This is a genomic window from Paenibacillus sp. FSL R7-0210 (genome assembly GCF_038009085.1).
Lineage (GTDB): Bacteria > Bacillota > Bacilli > Paenibacillales > Paenibacillaceae > Paenibacillus_AQ > Paenibacillus_AQ silagei.
Genome location: NZ_JBBPAR010000001.1, coordinates 3,694,948 through 3,712,027, shown reverse-complemented (window position 1 = coordinate 3,712,027; position 17,080 = coordinate 3,694,948). Strand labels below are relative to the sequence as shown.

Annotated in this window: 14 protein-coding genes; 12 read left to right on the top strand and 2 right to left on the bottom strand. The window is 56.0% G+C overall.

From position 1 onward, the window contains the following. Positions 1–23 precede the first annotated feature (23 nt). The 8 genes from MKY64_RS16040 to MKY64_RS16005 all read left to right on the top strand — a co-directional run bounded on the left by MKY64_RS16040 (position 24) and on the right by MKY64_RS16005 (position 9,554). On the top strand, positions 24–1,388 hold the full coding sequence (locus MKY64_RS16040) for an ABC transporter substrate-binding protein (RefSeq protein ID WP_162174689.1): 1,365 nt from the start codon (positions 24–26) through the stop codon (positions 1,386–1,388). 82 nt (positions 1,389–1,470) lie between these two features. Continuing rightward, a complete protein-coding gene (locus MKY64_RS16035) occupies positions 1,471–3,225 on the top strand; it encodes a sensor histidine kinase (protein ID WP_340954206.1) in 1,755 nt (584 codons plus the stop codon). Next, positions 3,200–4,822 (top strand): response regulator transcription factor, encoded by a 1,623-nt coding sequence (locus tag MKY64_RS16030; RefSeq protein WP_340958095.1) that lies wholly within the window; start codon positions 3,200–3,202, stop codon positions 4,820–4,822. The genes MKY64_RS16035 and MKY64_RS16030 overlap by 26 nt, the downstream gene beginning before the upstream one ends. A 107-nt stretch (positions 4,823–4,929) precedes the next feature. Continuing rightward, positions 4,930–6,282: an FAD-dependent oxidoreductase gene (locus MKY64_RS16025; RefSeq protein ID WP_340954205.1), complete on the top strand. Its 1,353-nt coding sequence runs from the start codon at positions 4,930–4,932 to the stop codon at positions 6,280–6,282. A gap of 23 nt (positions 6,283–6,305) precedes the next feature. After that, positions 6,306–8,426 (top strand): family 16 glycoside hydrolase, encoded by a 2,121-nt coding sequence (locus MKY64_RS16020; protein WP_340954203.1) that lies wholly within the window; start codon positions 6,306–6,308, stop codon positions 8,424–8,426. A gap of 166 nt (positions 8,427–8,592) precedes the next feature. Further along, complete coding sequence (locus MKY64_RS16015; RefSeq protein WP_036725259.1) at positions 8,593–8,844, top strand: hypothetical protein; 252 nt, start codon at positions 8,593–8,595, stop codon at positions 8,842–8,844. A 125-nt stretch (positions 8,845–8,969) separates the two neighbouring features. Beyond that, positions 8,970–9,272, top strand: a complete 303-nt coding sequence (locus MKY64_RS16010) for a HesB/IscA family protein (protein ID WP_036702251.1) — start codon at positions 8,970–8,972, stop codon at positions 9,270–9,272. A gap of 42 nt (positions 9,273–9,314) precedes the next feature. Further along, positions 9,315–9,554, top strand: a complete 240-nt coding sequence (locus tag MKY64_RS16005; protein WP_036725257.1) for a DUF1450 domain-containing protein — start codon at positions 9,315–9,317, stop codon at positions 9,552–9,554. A gap of 359 nt (positions 9,555–9,913) precedes the next feature. Here the strand turns inward: MKY64_RS16005 and MKY64_RS16000 are convergent, their stop codons facing one another. Next, positions 9,914–11,047 (bottom strand): THUMP domain-containing class I SAM-dependent RNA methyltransferase, encoded by a 1,134-nt coding sequence (locus tag MKY64_RS16000; protein ID WP_036725255.1) that lies wholly within the window; start codon positions 11,045–11,047, stop codon positions 9,914–9,916. A gap of 250 nt (positions 11,048–11,297) precedes the next feature. Between MKY64_RS16000 and MKY64_RS15995 the strand changes: the two genes are divergently transcribed. After that, entirely contained in the window at positions 11,298–11,927 is a 630-nt protein-coding gene (locus tag MKY64_RS15995) for an O-methyltransferase (protein ID WP_209874312.1), read from the top strand. Positions 11,928–11,979: 52 nt separating this feature from the next. Here MKY64_RS15995 and MKY64_RS15990 read toward each other — a convergent pair whose 3' ends face one another. Continuing rightward, the gene (locus MKY64_RS15990; RefSeq protein ID WP_036725253.1) at positions 11,980–13,200 is read right to left on the bottom strand and encodes an MFS transporter; all 1,221 of its coding nucleotides are present in this window, start codon (positions 13,198–13,200) and stop codon (positions 11,980–11,982) included. Positions 13,201–13,429: 229 nt separating this feature from the next. Here MKY64_RS15990 and hemE point away from each other — a divergent pair, with 229 nt between their 5' ends. From hemE to hemG, 3 genes are all read left to right on the top strand, one after another. Then, positions 13,430–14,491 (top strand): uroporphyrinogen decarboxylase, encoded by a 1,062-nt coding sequence (hemE, locus tag MKY64_RS15985; RefSeq protein ID WP_209874309.1) that lies wholly within the window; start codon positions 13,430–13,432, stop codon positions 14,489–14,491. An 88-nt stretch (positions 14,492–14,579) separates the two neighbouring features. Continuing rightward, positions 14,580–15,524 carry a ferrochelatase gene (hemH, locus tag MKY64_RS15980; protein WP_209874306.1) on the top strand — a complete coding sequence of 315 codons (945 nt, stop codon included), beginning with the start codon at positions 14,580–14,582 and terminating at the stop codon, positions 15,522–15,524. Further along, positions 15,521–16,981: a protoporphyrinogen oxidase gene (hemG, locus tag MKY64_RS15975; protein WP_209874302.1), complete on the top strand. Its 1,461-nt coding sequence runs from the start codon at positions 15,521–15,523 to the stop codon at positions 16,979–16,981. Before hemH ends, hemG begins: the two co-directional genes overlap by 4 nt. The last annotated feature ends 99 nt before the right edge of the window (positions 16,982–17,080 follow it).

Below are 17,080 nucleotides of genomic sequence, written 5' to 3'. Positions count from 1 at the left end.
CAACAAATCAAGGGGGAATTGCTTTGAAAAAACTACCATTTATGCTTGCCAGTATGCTCCTCATGCTCTCCGTCACCGCCTGCGGCGGGAATGGAGGCAACACCTCAGCAGCAACCGATGCACCGGCCTCGGCTGATCCGTCTGCTGGAACCACCGGCACAGCCCAGCCTGCAGGCAAAGCTAAGATCAAATTCTACACCTTCAAGGCCGATAAGCCGGAAGAGCCCATCTACCAGGCTGTTCAGGCGTATAACGAAGCTCAGGATAAAGTGGAAGTGGAGTATGAATCCCTGGTCCAGAACAGCGACAGCACAGATTTCATGAAGAAGCTGGATATTCTGGTCGCAGGCGGTGAAGTGGTCGATGTGTTCATGACCGGGAATGAGGATGAGCTGCTGGAGCGTGCTTCGCGGGGTGTTGTGGAACCGCTTAACTCTTTTTTTGAACAGGAGAGCATCAAACCCGAGGATGAATATTCCAAGCTGCTGAAGCTGGAGGATAAGGTATACGGCATTCTGCCAAGCTCGACGCAGTGGCTGACGGTCTTCAACAAGGATCATCTGGAAGCTGCAGGGCTGTCCCTGCCTGAGATGGGCTGGACCTGGGATGATTTCCGCGATTATGCCAAGAAGCTGACGACACCCGAGCACTTCGGAACGTACTTCCACACTTGGGGAGAATATCCGAACATTATCGCATACACCGAGAAGCCGCATCCGCAGCTTAGCGCAGACTTGAAGCCGATTTTTGACGATCCGTCCTTCGAATACTTCTTCAACCTCCGCCGCACGATGGAGAAGGAAGATAAGAGCGCTGAGCCGTATGCCGATGTGCTGGCCTCGAACTATCATGTGCTGCAGCAGTTTTTTGCCGGAAATGCCAGTATGCTGGCTGTGCCAAGCTATGCTGTCCGGGCAGCGCTGAACCTGGAGAAATTCCCGCATGAATTCCAGAGCATGTACGCCCCGCTGCCGCGTTCGGTGGACAGTAAGGAACTGGGCATGACGAATATCTCCGGCGGCGGCCTGGCCATGGGCGCGAAATCAGCGAATAAGGAAGCCTCGTATGACTTCATCCGCTGGATGTCCAAGGAAGCCTACAAGTTCACCAAGGAGATTCCTTCGTTCAAGGGCGTGGACGGGGCGGAGCTGATCAATAGCTTTTTCGGGGAAAATACAGATCTGATCGATACCGCTTCCCTCTCCAAGACGCTGTTCGATCCGAATATTAAAATGCCGGACACCTTCAGCGTGCCCTACGGCAGCGAACTGAAAGCGATTGTGGAGAACGGCTTCGCCAGCTTCATCCTGGACAACCGCAGCTTCGATGAGGTCAAGAGTGAGATGACAGCGGAAGTCGAGAAGGTAGTTTCTGCCAATCAGAAATAACGGATGAAGTGCAAAGGCAGCAGTGATTATGGATTATAATAGGGACGTTGAAGCTTTCATTACAGTGCGGGGTGGAATTCTTATGAAATGGTTAAGCCGTTTTTCCTTCCATCGCAGACTGCAATACACGTTCCTGATCCTGATCCTGCTGCCTTTTGTTGTCGTTACCTTCTGGTCGTATACCTCTGTGCGGGAGAATGTGAGTGAGAAGATCGCCCGTTCGAATGAGGAGACACTGAAGGTAATCGGCAGTCAAATGGAAAAAACGGTGGACAGCATCTCGTTTGTCTCGGTGTATTTCTCTGAGGCTTATGATCCGGCCGTGCTGGAGAGTCTGCGTTATCTCAAAAATACGGGAAGCTTCGGTAATTACGGAGTGTATACCCATTACAACAAGCTCAAGACTACGGCCAATATCCTGTCGGTGCAGTCGCTGGATGCTGATCTGCAGATCATGCTGGTCAACCGGGAGAACCGGATACTGATTGGCAACCAGAATATTCCGGTGTTCTCTGTGCTGCCTGAGAATCTTCTTAAGGAGAGCAGCAGGCTGGATGAGCGGGAAAAAGTGTCGCTGCAATGGTTCCCCTACGGTGGCACCCCCGCTGCACCGGATTATTATTATGCGGTACGCTTCATTACCGACCCGCTGAACCAGGACAAGCTGGCCACGCTGTACGTGGGCATTCCGAGCCACTACTTCCGCAGCCTGCTCGATACGGGCAATGCGCTAAGCAGGCTCACGCTGGTTGACCAGAAGGGGAGAAGCATTGCTGTCACCGGAGAAGCCGCTCCTGCGGATGAAGGTCCGCTGCTGGCCAGTGAGGTCCGTATTCCCAAGGTGGGCTGGCTGCTGACCAGCAAGACGCCCCGCAGCTCCATCGACAGCCATATCAACCGGGAGTTTCTGGTCTCCATCTCGCTGATCGGACTGTTCTTCCTGGCGTTTCTGGTCCTGTCCATGCTGTGGGCCGGATATATGAACAAGCCGATCAGCCTGCTGCGGGCCAGCGTCAAGCAGTATGTCGGCGGCAACCGTGCGGTGCGGATACCCGTCAAGGGCAAGGATGAGGTGGCGGTGCTGTCGGCGGCCTTCAATCAGATGCTGGAGGATATGAACGGGCTGCTGCAGCAGGTCGAGAGTGAGCAGGAGGAGAAAAGGCGGCTGGAGCTTCAAGCGCTGGCGGCGCAGATCCGGCCTCATTTTCTGCTGAATACGCTCAATTCCATCAAGGTGGATCTGCTGCTCAGCGGTGACCCGGCGCATGGTGCCATGATCGATGCGCTCATGAAGCTGCTGCGTGTGTATGTGCATGCGGATAAGCCGCTGGAGCTGGCGGAGGAGTGCAGGGTGCTGGGCAGCTATGTGCAGGTGATGCAGATCCGCAACCGTCTGGATATCGTCTGGGAATGCAAGGTGGGCGAGGAAGAAGGTGCGGTGATGCTGCCCCGGCTGCTGCTTCAGCCCATTGTCGAGAATGCCATCAGCCACGGCTTCTCCGCCCGTCCGGACCATCCGTCGATCCGGCTCGAAGCGGCGTTCGAGTCCGATCTGCTGCGGATCAGCATCAGCGATAATGGCCGCGGGATGCCGGAGGATAAGCTCCAGCGCCTGAACCGGCGTCTGCAAGGAAGTGAAGACACTGCGCTCTGGCCGGAAAAAGGGGTCGGGCTGGTCAACACAGCACGCCGTCTGCAGGTATTGTACGGATATCGCGCACGGCTGAGCGCGCAGGCAAGAGAAGACGAGGAAGGCATGACGTTCACCCTATATATCCCCGTGACCCGGGAGAAGGAGGCGGTTCCCCTTGATGACCCTGATGCTGATAGACGATGATGTCCCGATGCTGGAATACGTGGAATATCTGCTTGGGCCCTTGGGGCTGGATCTGCAGCTGGTGGCTTCGGCGTATAGCAGTGAGGATGCGCTGGAGCAGTTTCATGCAGCACTGCCGGATATTGTGATTGTGGACATCGGTCTGCCGGGGATGGACGGGCTGGAGCTGGCGGATGCCTTCCGGATCACGAAGCCGGAGGTTCGCCTGATTTTCCTGACCTGCTATGAGGATTTCCACTACTCGAAGCGGGCGATCCAGCTGGAGGCGGATGATTATCTGATCAAGGATGAGCTATCCCCTGAGCAGCTTAAGAGCAGTCTCGCCAAAGCGATGAGCCGCTTCAAGAGCCGGGAGGAACTGTTGGAGCGCTACTCCTTCCGCCAGGCGATTGAGCGTAATAAGGAAGTGCTGAAGCAGAGCTTCCTGAAGCAGCTGTTGTCGGGTGCGGCGGGCCAGGAGAACACCCTGGAGTTCGGTGAACGGCTGGGCATCTCCTGGAAGCACCCCTTTCTGCGTCATGGATTCATTCATATGGATGCCGCATCGGTTACCGAGCGTTACCGGTACAAGGATATTCCGCTGATCCATTCAGCCGTGAACAATATTGCGCTGGAGCTGTCTGCGGCAGAGGCTTCCATTACACCGATTATGAGCAGGGACGCCGATATTTATCTGGTCTGGAATGTGGAGGACCCCGGCGTCACAGAGAACAAGCTGGCTGAATTCATGCAGGCGGTACAGGATAAGGTGGAGCAGTATCTGAAGATTAGCCTGCGGGGGTTCTATTCGGAGTCCTGTGCACCGGTCCGCAGCTTCGGTGTGTTATACAAGACTCTCACCGATTGCCGGGAGAATAACTTTTATCAGTCAGTGACGCCGGTGTCCCTGCTTGAGGGTAACGCGGATTTCGGGCAGACGTTAGAACGGCGCGGGGAAAAGGAACGCGGTATGCTGTCGTTGGCGCTTGCAGACCAGCATGCCGCCTGGATTGATCTGGCCGTGAATCAGTGGACGCAGCTGGCGTCGGCGGAGCGGCTGCTGCCCCGGCTGGTGAAGGAGACCTGCGGGAATCTCGTGCGCCAGCTGGCCTTCGAAGCCGGCGGGCTGGCTGAGGAGGACTTCTTCACGCAACTCGAACAGACGGTTCATATCGAGGAAGCGGCCAGCCTGACTAAGCGGGAGCTGAGGCATCTGTGGCGTCAGCATACTCTGGCCCCCGCAGCTGCTGAGGAGAAGGATGTCCGGCTTCAGGCGGTGGATGAGTTTCTGGAGGAGCATGTGGACCGGATGATCACCTCTACAGATATGGCAGAGCATCTGCACCTGAATGCCAGCTACTTCTCCCGTTATTTCAAGAAGCTGTCCGGCGTGAACTTCACCGATTACGTCAACCAGTACAAGATGAATATGGCCATCACGATGCTGGCCCGCCCGCACGAGACCGTGGAGAATGTCGCCTACACTCTCGGCTTCTCCGACCGGGCGTACTTCTCCAAGGTATTCAAGAAATACAGCGGCCGGAATCCCAGCGAATTCAAGGCAGGTCCGCCGGAAGAGCAGGGCAGGGAGACATCCACGGATGATGCCAAGCCATAAAGGTCAAAACTGTCCACCGTAACAGGCAATCAGTCTGCACGCTGTTGCAGCCTCCGCCTTCTTATAATGGTGAGGAGTACTAAGTATAGCTTCAAGGAGGAACAACAATGAATCGAACTGTATTTACCTTGCCTGCGGAGGAGATCACGGTATCCCGCGAGGTGGATGTGCTGGTTGCGGGCGGCGGGCCTGCGGGCGTGGCAGCGGCAATAGCTGCGGCCCGCAGCGGGGCTCGGACGCTGCTGATTGAGCAGCGCGGCTTCCTGGGCGGCATGGGCACCGTTGCCCTGGTGCCAGCCTTCTGTCCTTACAGTGACGGGGAGAAGGCTGTCGTGCGGGGAATCGGCCTGGAACTGCTGGAGCGGATGAAGGCCGGATGTGAGCCGGAGTTCCGCGAGCGCTTCGGGGCAGAGCTGGACTGGGTGCCCATCGACCCGGAGGTGCTGAAGCGTGTATACGACGAGGCTGCCACCGAGAGCGGAGCGGAAGTGCTGCTCCATACCGTGGCGAGCCAGACGGTGATGGATGAGACCGGCCGAAGCATTGAGGGCGTGGTAATCGTCAACAAGTCAGGCCGGAGTCTGGTCCGCGCCCGGACCGTTATTGATACGACCGGGGACGCCGATCTGGCCGCCCTGGCGGGAGCGCCGTTCAATAAGGGCGGAGAATCCGGCGAGCTTCAAGCCGCGACTATGTGCTACCTGCTGGCGAATGTGGACCGGCAGCGTTTTGAAGAATACCGGAATGAAAGCGGTGACACGGATCAGATCCATCAGGCCGTCCAGCAGGCGCAGGTTGACGGGAAGCTGCCGCAGGGCCGGGACTCCGTCTCGGGCCTAGCTTGGATTGCCGATTATCTGGTCGGTGTGAATTTTGGGCATGTGTTCGGCGTCGACGGTTCCAGGGCGGAGGACTTGACCCGGGGGGCAATAGAGGGACGTCGGCTAGCCCACCGCCAGCTGGAATTCTTCAGGGCTTATGTGCCCGGATTCGAACAGGCCCATCTGGTGTCCACCGGCGAGCAGATCGGTATCCGCGAGACGCGGCGGATTGTGGGCGATTACGTGCTGACCCAGGAGGATTTCATGAAAATGGCTTCCTTCCCGGATGATATTGCCCGCAACAGCTACTTCATCGATATTCATATGGCCCGCAGCAGCGGGGCGATGCATATCCACCATCTTCCGCCCGGGAAGTCGCATGGTGTCCCTTACCGCTGCATGCTGCCGGTGGGACTGGACAATGTATGGGTGGCGGGGCGCGCCGCATCCTCGGACCGTGTCGTGCAAGGCTCACTGCGGGTGATGCCGAACTGCTTCGCCATGGGGCAGGCGGCGGGTATGGCGGCGGCGATGGCGGCCGGAGCGGAGGGACAGAGCCGGAAGGTGGATCTCGCCAAGCTTCAGAACGGGCTTGTGCAGCGGGGAGCGTGGCTGGGTGAGGCGATCACAGCGTTATAACTAATTGCGGGAGAGTGATTAGAATGACAAGTAACCATGTGAAACATAATCCAAGGCAAGGCAGGCCGCGCAGATTCACCATGCTGGGCATGATCGTATTTTTACTGTTCAGTCTCCTATCCGGCTTGTCAGGTCCGGTTGCTGAGGCGGCAGGCACCACCTATTACGTCGATGCTGCCCAAGGCAGCGACAGCAATTCCGGCACCAGTGAGGTGGCGGCCTGGAAGACGCTGGGCAAAGTGAACAGCGTCACCTTCAGCCCGGGGGACCGGATTCTTTTGAAGGCAGGCAGCGTATGGAATGATCAGTATCTCGATCTTAAAGGCTCCGGGACGGAGGGGAATCCGATTACCGTGGACCGCTACGGGAGCGGAGCCAAGCCGCTGATTGATTTCGGCAATACCGCCGTGGGCGGGGAGGGCTTCGGCGTCCGGCTGCGCAATGTCTCCTACTGGGAGATCAACAATTTGGAGATTACAAGCGGACAGCAGCCTACAGATATGCGCAGAAACGGTGTGCTGGTCGTAGGCGAAGGAGCAGGGGCGGGGAACTTCCGGCATATCTATATCCGCAATCTCGACATCCATGATATCTTCGGCACAGACCGCCGCACAGGCGGCATCAACTTTCATGCCCGGGGAGCCAATACAGCACTTGAGAGCACCTGGGAAGATATTCTGATCGAGAACAATACAGTCATTAACGTGGCGGATACAGGGATTCAGACGATGACGGATGCTTTTTTCAACAGTGCCTGGACACATAAATTCGACGCCTTCCGGGGTGTGGTCATCCGGGGCAATGTGGTGGAGAAGATCCACCGGGACGGCATCCTGGTCAGAGCCGGCGCCTCGCCGCTGATCGAATACAACAAGACGAAGTCCATCGGAGAAGCCTGCGATGTGAACACATCCATCGTCAACTATCTTGAGGATATCACTGTCGTTGCGGCGCAGTGGGCTTATTATACGAAGGGTGCTATTTTCCAGTACAACGAGGCCTCCGATACCCGGATGCTGGGTGGAGACGGCCAGCCCTGGGACTTCGACATCGAGGTGCACGACAGCATCTACCAGTACAATTTCAGCTATGACAATGAGGGCGGTACCCTGCTGGTCATGAACAACACGAACAATAATATTTTCCGCTATAATATCAGCCAGAACGATAAGGACGCTAACGGGGTGTTCCATCTGGTGAACGGCGGGGGCAATCTCTATGTCTACAACAACATCATCTACCGTTCGGGAACGCAGAATAAGGCGCTGACCCATGCGAGCAATACAGGAATGGCCTATTACACGAACAATATCTTTTATAATGGTGCCAGCGGACAATACACGAACAGCCCCAGAATGACGTATGATCACAACAGCTTCTACGGGCTGAACTCAAATGTTCCGAGCGATCCTAACAAAATTACCGGCAATCCCGGATTCATCAGTCCCGGCACGGCCACAGGACTCGATTCGGCAGACGGATATAAGCTTGCGCTCTCCTCTCCGCTGATCAATGCCGGGGCGGCGGTTGCAGGCAACGGAGGACAGGACTTCTTCGGGAATCCGCTGTATAACGGCGTGCCGGATATCGGAGCATTTGAATTCCAGGGTACGATCACACCGCCGGTTACGTTGTTCCAGGATGATTTTGAGGATGGCAATTCCAGCGGATGGACGACTTCTGGCGGAGCCTGGAGTGTGGAGGATGACGGCACGAAGGCTCTATCACAGAACTCCGGGACAGGAGAAGCGCTTGCCTATACAGGCGACGCCTCCTGGAGGGATTACACGTATTCGGCCAGAGTCAAGCTGCTGAATACCTTCGCCAACGCCGGCCTGCTGTTCCGGTATGCGGATGCTTCCAATTATTACATGTTCCGGCTGAATGATTCCGGTGACAAGGCGGAGCTGTTCAAAAAAACAGCCGGAACGCTCACGATGGTCAGCAGCGTAAGCTTTGCCGTCACGCCCGGCCAGTGGACTGAGCTGAAGGTGACGGTAAGCGGCAGTACGATTACGGCATCTGCGGGCGGTACCCAGCTGATCCAGTGGACCGATACGGCGGCGCAGCCGGCCGGAGGGAAGATCGGACTGCGGATGCATTCCAGCACCGCACGGATCGACGATGTTAAGGTGACGGAGTGAATGTTGGTCCGGCTCGGGAGAATTCGATAAAATTCTACTTAAAAGCGAAACGAAACCTGCGCATTCGCGTAAGATAACAGCAAAGGGCACAGCCGCAATCCTTTTACAGGTGCTTAGCGGCGGTGTCCTTTGCTGCTTACACAGATTACACAGGGAGGCATAACTCATGAAATTCAGAAAACTGTTGTCACTCAAACAATGGTCTCATATATTCCGCAGCTCCTGGCATTATATCGTTTCGCCTAATGTGGCTATGGCCGACAAGCTGCTGTTCACTATTCCGGCGCTGCTGTACTGGGTGCTGCCCGATTTCATGCCGTTTATACCGATTGACGATATTGGCGTAACGATGCTGCTGATGGGCTGGTTCACAGCGCGGATGGACCGTAAATACGCGGCGCTGCACAGCGGAAGATGACATTTTAGCGACGATTGTACCTTTAAGTGTGGATGTCCATCTCCTAATGGTTGCTTTATCCTCCCATATTCCTTAAAATGAATTATTGAGTATTTAAAATATAGAGGCCTGGGAGATGGAATCGAATGAACGTCAAAATTACCCGCAACGCGGCTAAAGTGATAAAGAAAACCATGGAACTTGAAGGCAACAGTGAGCTTAAGCTTCGTGTAGCAATTACACATGCCCATGGCGACCATGCCCACTACGGACTGGATCTGGACACGCCTAAGGAGAACGATGTTGTAGTCTCCACTGACAAGGATATCGATGTCATTCTTGATCCGAACCAGCCCCTGCTGGACGGAGTGAAGATTGATTATCTCTACTTGCCCGAAGAAGGTTTTGTGATTACTAATCCGTCTAAAGGAAATCATGGCGATCACTAGTTGATCCGCCCGTATTTTACGGACATAAAGAAGGGTTGCTTCATGGCTAACGATATAAGATTATGTGACGAGTGCAATCATATCAAAATGAAAAGCATCGTGCCCAAGCTGCTGAAGATGGCACCGGATGCCGAAATCAAGACAGGCTGCATCTCCTACTGCGGACCGTGCGGCAAACGCCCGTTTGTCTACATCAACGGCCGCTATATCAGCGGACCGACGGAAGACGAGGTGCTGGCCAAAGCGGAAGCCTTCGTCAAACGGCCGGTGGAGAAGAAGTAATTCAGATCTGCTGCGCCTGCAGCATCGTACAGCCCCCGCGTTATTTGCGGGGGCTGTTTTGGTGTGCGCGGGTGTAGTCGGAAAACCGAACACAATAGGCGGGTGAGAGGGTGCGTGGGCCGGATGTATGCCGAAAACAACATACAGTGTGTAGCTGCGAGGGTGAGTGGAGCAAATGTATGTGGAAAACATTATACAATGTATAGTTTCGGGGTGAACGGGGGCAACTGTGTACGAAATTGATGCAGCATCAGCGGCTGAATGAGAACAAAAAGCCTTAAGTCCATAGCACAGAGTGCTTCATGGGACTTAAGGCTTCTTAGAGATCGTTACTTAACTGCTTAACCGCGCTGTTCCTGCTATTTCCGCGGAGGCAGCGGCCCCAGGTATTGATAGTATTGGCATTCGATCCGGCCGTTGTAGAGCTTGCGGCGCTTGTCCGCCTTGCGTCCGTAGTATTGCTCGAACTCCTTGTACGGGCTGATGGCGAAGAACGACCAGGTCGGCAGGTAGAGCATCATCTCGCCGAACTGGCGGGTCAGCTTCTCCACTTCCTTGTCATTGCTGATCCGCTCGCCGTAAGGCGGGTTGGTGATGATGCAGCCATATTCGCCTTCCGGCCGGGCCTTCGCAGCGGCCATATGCTTGAACGTAATCTCACCGGAGAGTCCGGCGCTCTTCGCCGCCGCCTCGGCGATCTCAATTGCTGCCGGATCGATATCCGTTCCGGTCAGCTGCAGCGGGTAATCGTCACGCACCGCATCGAAGGCTTCTTCGCGGGCTTCCTCCCACAGGCGCTGCGGAATCTCCGGCCAGTGCTCGGATGGGAAGGAGCGGCGCAGGCCTGGCGCGATATTCCAGGCGATCATCGCAGCCTCGATCAGAATCGTGCCTGATCCGCAGCAAGGATCATAGAGCGGACGATGGCCGTTCCAGCGGCTGAGCTGGATCAGAGCCGCAGCCATCGTCTCCTTCAGCGGCGCTTCCGTAGCCTGGCGGCGGTAGCCGCGCTTGTGCAGGGCCGGGCCGGTGGTATCCAGGGTGATCAGCGCGATATCATTCAGCAGGATCACTTCTACCACATACCGGGGGCCGTTCTCCGGGAACCATTCAGTGCGGTACGACAGCTTCAGCTTCTCGACAATGGCCTTCTTAACGATCCCTTGGCAGGCAGGTACGCTGGTCAGCTGAGATTTATGCGAACGGCCCTCTACCGGGAATTCGCCGTTCTCGGGAATCCAGTCCTCCCAATTTATCGCCTTCACTCCTTCGAACAGCTCATCGAAGGTCCGGGCCGGGAATTGGCCCATCTTAACCAGTACACGGTCCGAGGTACGCAGCCACAGATTACAGCGGCAGATGTCGATGTAATCCCCGCTGAACAGGACCCGTCCGTTCTCGACCGTGGTCTCATAACCCAGCTCGTTTAATTCGCGTGCTACTACAGCCTCCAGCCCCATGGGGGCGGTGGCGATCAATTGTAATTTGCCCAAGTGCGCTCAACTCCGTTTAACTTGTGGATAAATACGTATAGCCAGTACAATAAGAGTAACTATATAAATTGTACATGTAAGTTTTTCAGTAGGGGCTCCGTTACTTTTCCCTGTCTGTAGATTTTCAAGTTCAATTTATATGGTTTGTCATCTGAACCTGCAGAACGTTCAGCTTACAGTATAGGGTAAGGAAGAGTTCTGCACAATGCCTGTCCGCAGGCGCATACACCCATTCAAGAGGAGAATACATATGCAGAATCAGGAAGAGTACAGCGAACAGCTATATACAGAAGATGAATTGTTGCTCCAAGTCAAAGCAGCCATCGCGGCCAAAGGCATGCCGGAGGTGTCCATTGCCCCGGGCTACGGCAGATTGCTGACGATGCTGGTGACCCTCTCCCGCTCAGCAAACCTGCTGGAGATCGGGGCGCTAGGCGGCTACAGCGGAATCTGTCTGTGCCGGGGACTTACGCAGGAAGGCCGGCTGACCTCTCTGGAGCTTAAGGCCGACTATGCTGAGCTGGCACAGAGCCATCTGCAGCAGGCGGGCTTCGGGGACCGGGTGGAATACCGGATCGGCCCTGCACTGGACAGCCTGAAGCTGCTTGAAGCACAGGGGAACAGGTATGATTTCTTCTTCATCGATGCCGATAAGGAGAACTATCCGAATTATCTGGAATATGCGATCCGGTTGGCTTCGCCGGGGGCGATTATTGCCGGGGACAATATTTTTCTGCGCGGACGCACACTCAATACGGAGAAGAACGGACCGGCAGTCCAGGCCATGCGCCGCTTCAATGAGATGATAGCGGGCGATCCCCGCCTGACCAGCACACTGCTGCCTGCCTATGACGGCCTGGCGCTGGCAATGGTGAAATAACTTGTGCTACACCAGCCACACCAGTTATACCGCCCATAAGAAAAGCAGCCTGTTAACGGAATAGCCGGGGTTCAGTCTTCTTGTACAGCTTGATCCGCACCCAGACCGTATTGATCAGCAGGAATGCACCGGAGACAATGAACAGGCCTTCAATCCCGATATAACCGGACAGGAAACCGCCGATTACCGCACCGAGCATATTGCCGAGCGCGAGCGTACTGCTGTTGAAGCCAAAAGCCCGGCTCTCCTTGCCGTCAGGCGTATAGGAGCGGATCAGGGCGTTGACGCTAGGCAGCAGGCCGCCCATGAAGACGCCCATCAGGAAGCGGACGAGAATCAGCTGCCAGACGCTGGTCACGAACGCCTGCGGAATCAGGAACAGAGCGGCGCCGATCAGCGCAAAGGTCAGTATCCGGTGCGCCCCTACCTTGTCGCTGAGCTTGCCGAGCAGCGGCGAAGCGAGCATATTCGAGATGCCGGTGACTGCGCTGACCATACCTGCCCAGAACGCAAGGTCCACGGTGGTGCCATGCAGCTTCTCTACATAGAGCGGCAGTAGCGACATGGGACTGACCATGGCGAACTGCAACAGGAAGGTCACGCCGAACAAGGCGGGAAGCTGCGGTACCTTCGCCAGTTCCTTTAAGCCTTCCAGCACGGATACCTGAGGCACCTGTGCTGCTTCTGCCCGGTCGAATTTCTCTTTGACCAGGAATAACGCCAGCAATGAAGCAACGAACAGCAGCGCGCCGACCACATAGAAAATCGGTCGGAACCCGATCCAGTCCGCCAGTAAGCCGCCCATTAGCGGCCCCAGAATCGTTCCGGCTACCGCGCCGGACTGCATCAGGCCCATCGCGAAGCCCATCTTCGGTTTCGGTGTGGTGCCTGAGACCAGCGCGACAGAGGCGGGGTTGAAGCCGGAGATGGTTCCGTTCAGCAACCGGAGCAGCAGCAGCTGCATCGGGGACTGGGCGAAGCCCATCAGCACAATAACAATCGCCATGCCGAAGCTGGAGCGCAGGAGCATAATTTTGCGTCCGTATTTGTCGGCAAGCTTGCCCCAGAGCGGCTGGAAGATGAACGAGGTCAAGAAGTTGGCGGCAAAAATAAGCCCGGCCCACATCCCGATTGCGCGGTCGCCGGTCACCCCCAGATCTTTGGCGAGATAAAGCGACAGAAACGGGGTAATCATAGTCATGCCTGCATTCACCAGAAACTGGCCGAACCAAAGCACCATGAGGTTGACTTTCCAGGTCTCCCAATTCTTCAAAGTGCTTTCACTTCCTTTCAGGGGATTCAATGTTACAGAGTTCACGAAAAATTGACATTATATCAGTATATCATAGTTTTTCAGCGGGACAATGCAACACATGTCATAGTAATGTCATGGGATTGTCATTCCCTTTCGGGTGAGGCGGTTGTTAGCCGCTTACAAAAGGGGCATAATAATGATATGTGTTTTTTCACAGTATTCTATTAAATCTAATGGAGATCTTATCATGACCTACAACGACACTTTTATCCGTGCCTGCAGACAGCAGAACACGGAGTACACCCCCGTATGGTACATGCGGCAGGCTGGCCGGTATGATCCCGACTACCGTACGATCAAGGAGAAATATTCGCTGCTTGAGATCTGCAGGCAGCCTGAGCTTGCGGCTGAGGTGACCCTGATGCCTGTGCGCAAGCTGGGCGTGGACGCGGCGATTCTGTATTCTGACATCATGAATCCGGTGGCCTCCCTCGGTGTGGATTTTGACATTGTGAAGAACATCGGACCGGTTATCGAGAATCCGATCCGCTCCGCAAGTGATGTGGACCGGCTGAAGCCGATTGATGTGGAAGGCGATCTGGGCCATATACTGGAGACCATCGCCATACTGGACAAGGAGCTGGACGTTCCGCTGATCACCTTCGCCGGGGCTCCGTTCACCATCGCCAGTTATCTGATCGAAGGCAGACCGTCCAAGACCTATCACCGCACCAAGGAGCTGATGTTCAGCCAGCCTCAGGTGTGGGAGAAGCTGATGGAGAAGCTGGGCGATATGGTTATCGCCTATCTGCGCGCCCATGTCGCTAGCGGCGGGAAGGCGTTCCAGCTGTTCGACAGCTGGGTCGGGGCGCTCGCTCCACGTGATTTCGGGCAGTATGTGCTGCCGACGATCACCCGGATTTTTGCCGAGTTGTCTGATCTGGAGGTTCCGAAGATCTACTTCCCGGGTGTCAGCTCAGGGGAGCTGCTCCCCAGCCTGACCAAGCTGCAGGCCGATGTGATCGGGCTGGACTGGCGGGTAAGCATCACCGAAGGACGGCGCAGATTGGGCGGGGGCTATGCGGTTCAAGGCAATCTGGATCCATACCTGCTGACCGCGCCGATGGATATGCTCAAAGCCCGGGCCAAGGAACTGATCGATGAAGGCATCACGCAGCCGGGGTATATTTTTAACCTGGGACATGGATTATTCCCTGAAGCCTCACTCGATACGCTCAAGGAACTAACGGATTACGTGCATGAGTATTCTGCAGCAGCAATGAAACAGGCGGCACCGCCGCTGGCCTAGTTGAAGAAATAGCATCAAGATGGCAGCAGCCTTTGCTGCTCTCTTTGCTGTATAGGACGTTAATTAATTCATAAAGGGGATGGAAACCGTGGCCAACAAAATTGGAGTACTCGTGATGTCGTACGGCACGCCTGAGAGTCTTGAGGATGTAGAGGCTTATTATACGCATATCCGCCGGGGGAACGCTCCCTCTGCTGAGCAGCTTAAAGAGCTGACTGACCGCTACAAGGCGATTGTCGGCGGGGTTTTTCCGCTTAGAGAAAATACCGACCGTCAGGTGGAAGCCTTGCAGGCCAAGCTGAACAGCGGGCAGATCCAGTATGTTTGCTACCAGGGTCTCAAGCATGCCAGACCATTCATCGAGGATGGTGTCGAGGCTATGGTCCGGGACGGTATTACCCAGGCGATTGGCATCGTGCTGGCTCCGCATTACTCTGTGATGAGTGTAGGAACCTATATCAAGCGCGCCAAGGAAAAAGCCGAAGCCTGCGGTATTCATATGGAGTTCGTAGAGAGCTACCATATGCACCCCGAGCTGATCGATGTGCTTAGCCGGAGAGTGACTGCCAAGCTGGACGAGTTCGAAGAGACCGGCGCGTCGCGCGAGGAAGTGCGCGTGCTGTTCAGTGCACATAGTCTTCCTGAACGTATTCTGGCGATGGGTGATCCATACCGTGACCAGCTGCTGGAGACCTCTCAGGCGATTGCCGCCCAGGCGGGGGTGGAATCCTGGCAGTTCACTTGGCAGAGTGCGGGCAGGACGGCTGAGCCTTGGCTGGGCCCGGATATTCTCGATACGCTGCGTGAGCTGGCCGAGAGTCAGGTGAAATACGTGCTGTCAGCCCCGATCGGCTTCGTCTCCGACCATTTGGAGGTGCTGTACGATCTGGATATTGAAGCGCAGCAGCTTGCCTCCGAGCTGGATATGCGTCTTCTGCGGATTGACTCGCTGAACAGTGATCCGGCCTATATGTCGGTGCTCAGCGATGTGGTGCGTACGAAGGCGAACCAGTTGAAGGTGAATCTGCCATGACGGCATCACCCCGCAAGGTAGTTATTATCGGCGGAGGCCTTAGCGGGCTCAGCGCCGCGTTCTATATCCGCAAGTTCTACCGTGAGGCGGCAGTACAGCCGGAGATTACCTTAATCGAGAAGGACAAGGTCCTTGGCGGCAAAATCGAGACACTGCACCGTGACGGCTTCGTGATTGAGAAGGGCCCGGATTCCTTCCTGGCCCGTAAGACGGCGATGGTCGATCTGGCCAGGGAGCTGGAGCTGGACCACGAGCTGGTAAGCACGAATCCTAATGCCAAGAAGACCTACATTCTGCAGCGTGGCAAGCTCCATCCGATGCCTGCCGGTCTTGTGCTGGGCATTCCGACAGAGCTGAAGCCCTTCCTGAAGAGCGGTCTGGTCTCCTTCGGCGGCAAAATGCGGGCGATGATGGATTTCGTACTCCCGCCCCGCCGAAGTGCAGAGGATGAGTCGCTAGGCGATCTGATTGAGCGCCGTCTTGGTACAGAGGTGCTGGAAAATATGACGGAGCCGCTGCTGGCAGGGATCTATGCAGGGGATATGCGCAAGATCAGTCTTCAGGCGACCTTTCCGCAGTTCGGTGAGGTCGAGCGCCAGTACGGCAGCCTGATCCGTGGAATGACCACCGGTAGGAAGCCGGTGGAGACCCATACCGGAACGAAGAAAAGCGCCTTCCTCACCTTCCGGCAGGGGCTGCAAAGTCTCGTGCATGCGCTCATCCATGAGCTGCAGGATGTCCGACAGCTCACGGGGACAGGAGCGAAATCCATCCGTGTTCTGGGAGGTGCCGGTTCTTCCGGCGCTGCCCGTTATGAGGTGGAGCTTGAGGGCGGTGAGTTGCTGGAAGCAGACGACATCTACATTACGGTGCAGAACTTCGCAGCCGCAGAGCTGCTGCGTCCCCATGTGGATGTATCGGCGCTGGATGCAGTGAACTATGTATCAGTAGCTAATGTGGTTCTGGCGTTCACCCGGCAAGATATCGTTACTGAATACGACGGATCGGGCTTCCTTGTTCCGCGTAAGGAAGGGCGGAACATCACCGCCTGCACTTGGACCTCTACCAAATGGCTGCATACCAGCCCTGACGATAAGGTACTGCTGCGCTGCTACGTGGGACGGTCGGGGGATGAACAGAATGTGGAGCTGCCCGATGACGCGCTGGCAGAGCTGGTCCGCAAGGACCTGAAGGAGATTATGGGGATCACCGCAGCACCGCTGTTCACAGAGATTACCCGACTGAGGTCATCCATGCCGCAGTATCCGGTCGGCCATCCCGGCCGGATTGCCGGCCTGCGCAGTGAGCTGGCGCAGAAGCTGCCCGGCGTCTATGCTTTTGGCGCAGGCTATGACGGCATCGGGATGCCGGACTGCATCAAGCAGGCGAAGCTTACGGCTGAGACTGCCGCAGCCAGCCTCACGAAGCTGCCGGAGCCGGCGGGAGCTACAATCTAAAAGCAATGGTGGAGCGGAGCAGTGGCGCTCCACCTTTTTTTATGAGAGGCTCCGTTCCCGGCTTGGAGCGGCAGCTGATAGATATGCTATAATAGAAAC

What these genes read in the sequence shown, in the direction of transcription:
- MKY64_RS16035 (WP_340954206.1), top strand. Translation starts at nt 1,471, where the DNA reads ATGAAATGGTTAAGCCGTTTTTCCTTCCATCGCAGACTGCAATACACG.
- MKY64_RS16030 (WP_340958095.1), top strand. Translation starts at nt 3,200, where the DNA reads ATGACCCTGATGCTGATAGACGATGATGTCCCGATGCTGGAATACGTG.
- MKY64_RS16025 (WP_340954205.1), top strand. Translation starts at nt 4,930, where the DNA reads ATGAATCGAACTGTATTTACCTTGCCTGCGGAGGAGATCACGGTATCC.
- MKY64_RS16020 (WP_340954203.1), top strand. Translation starts at nt 6,306, where the DNA reads ATGACAAGTAACCATGTGAAACATAATCCAAGGCAAGGCAGGCCGCGC.
- MKY64_RS16015 (WP_036725259.1), top strand. Translation starts at nt 8,593, where the DNA reads ATGAAATTCAGAAAACTGTTGTCACTCAAACAATGGTCTCATATATTC.
- MKY64_RS16010 (WP_036702251.1), top strand. Translation starts at nt 8,970, where the DNA reads ATGAACGTCAAAATTACCCGCAACGCGGCTAAAGTGATAAAGAAAACC.
- MKY64_RS16005 (WP_036725257.1), top strand. Translation starts at nt 9,315, where the DNA reads ATGGCTAACGATATAAGATTATGTGACGAGTGCAATCATATCAAAATG.
- MKY64_RS15995 (WP_209874312.1), top strand. Translation starts at nt 11,298, where the DNA reads ATGCAGAATCAGGAAGAGTACAGCGAACAGCTATATACAGAAGATGAA.
- hemE (WP_209874309.1), top strand. Translation starts at nt 13,430, where the DNA reads ATGACCTACAACGACACTTTTATCCGTGCCTGCAGACAGCAGAACACG.
- hemG (WP_209874302.1), top strand. Translation starts at nt 15,521, where the DNA reads ATGACGGCATCACCCCGCAAGGTAGTTATTATCGGCGGAGGCCTTAGC.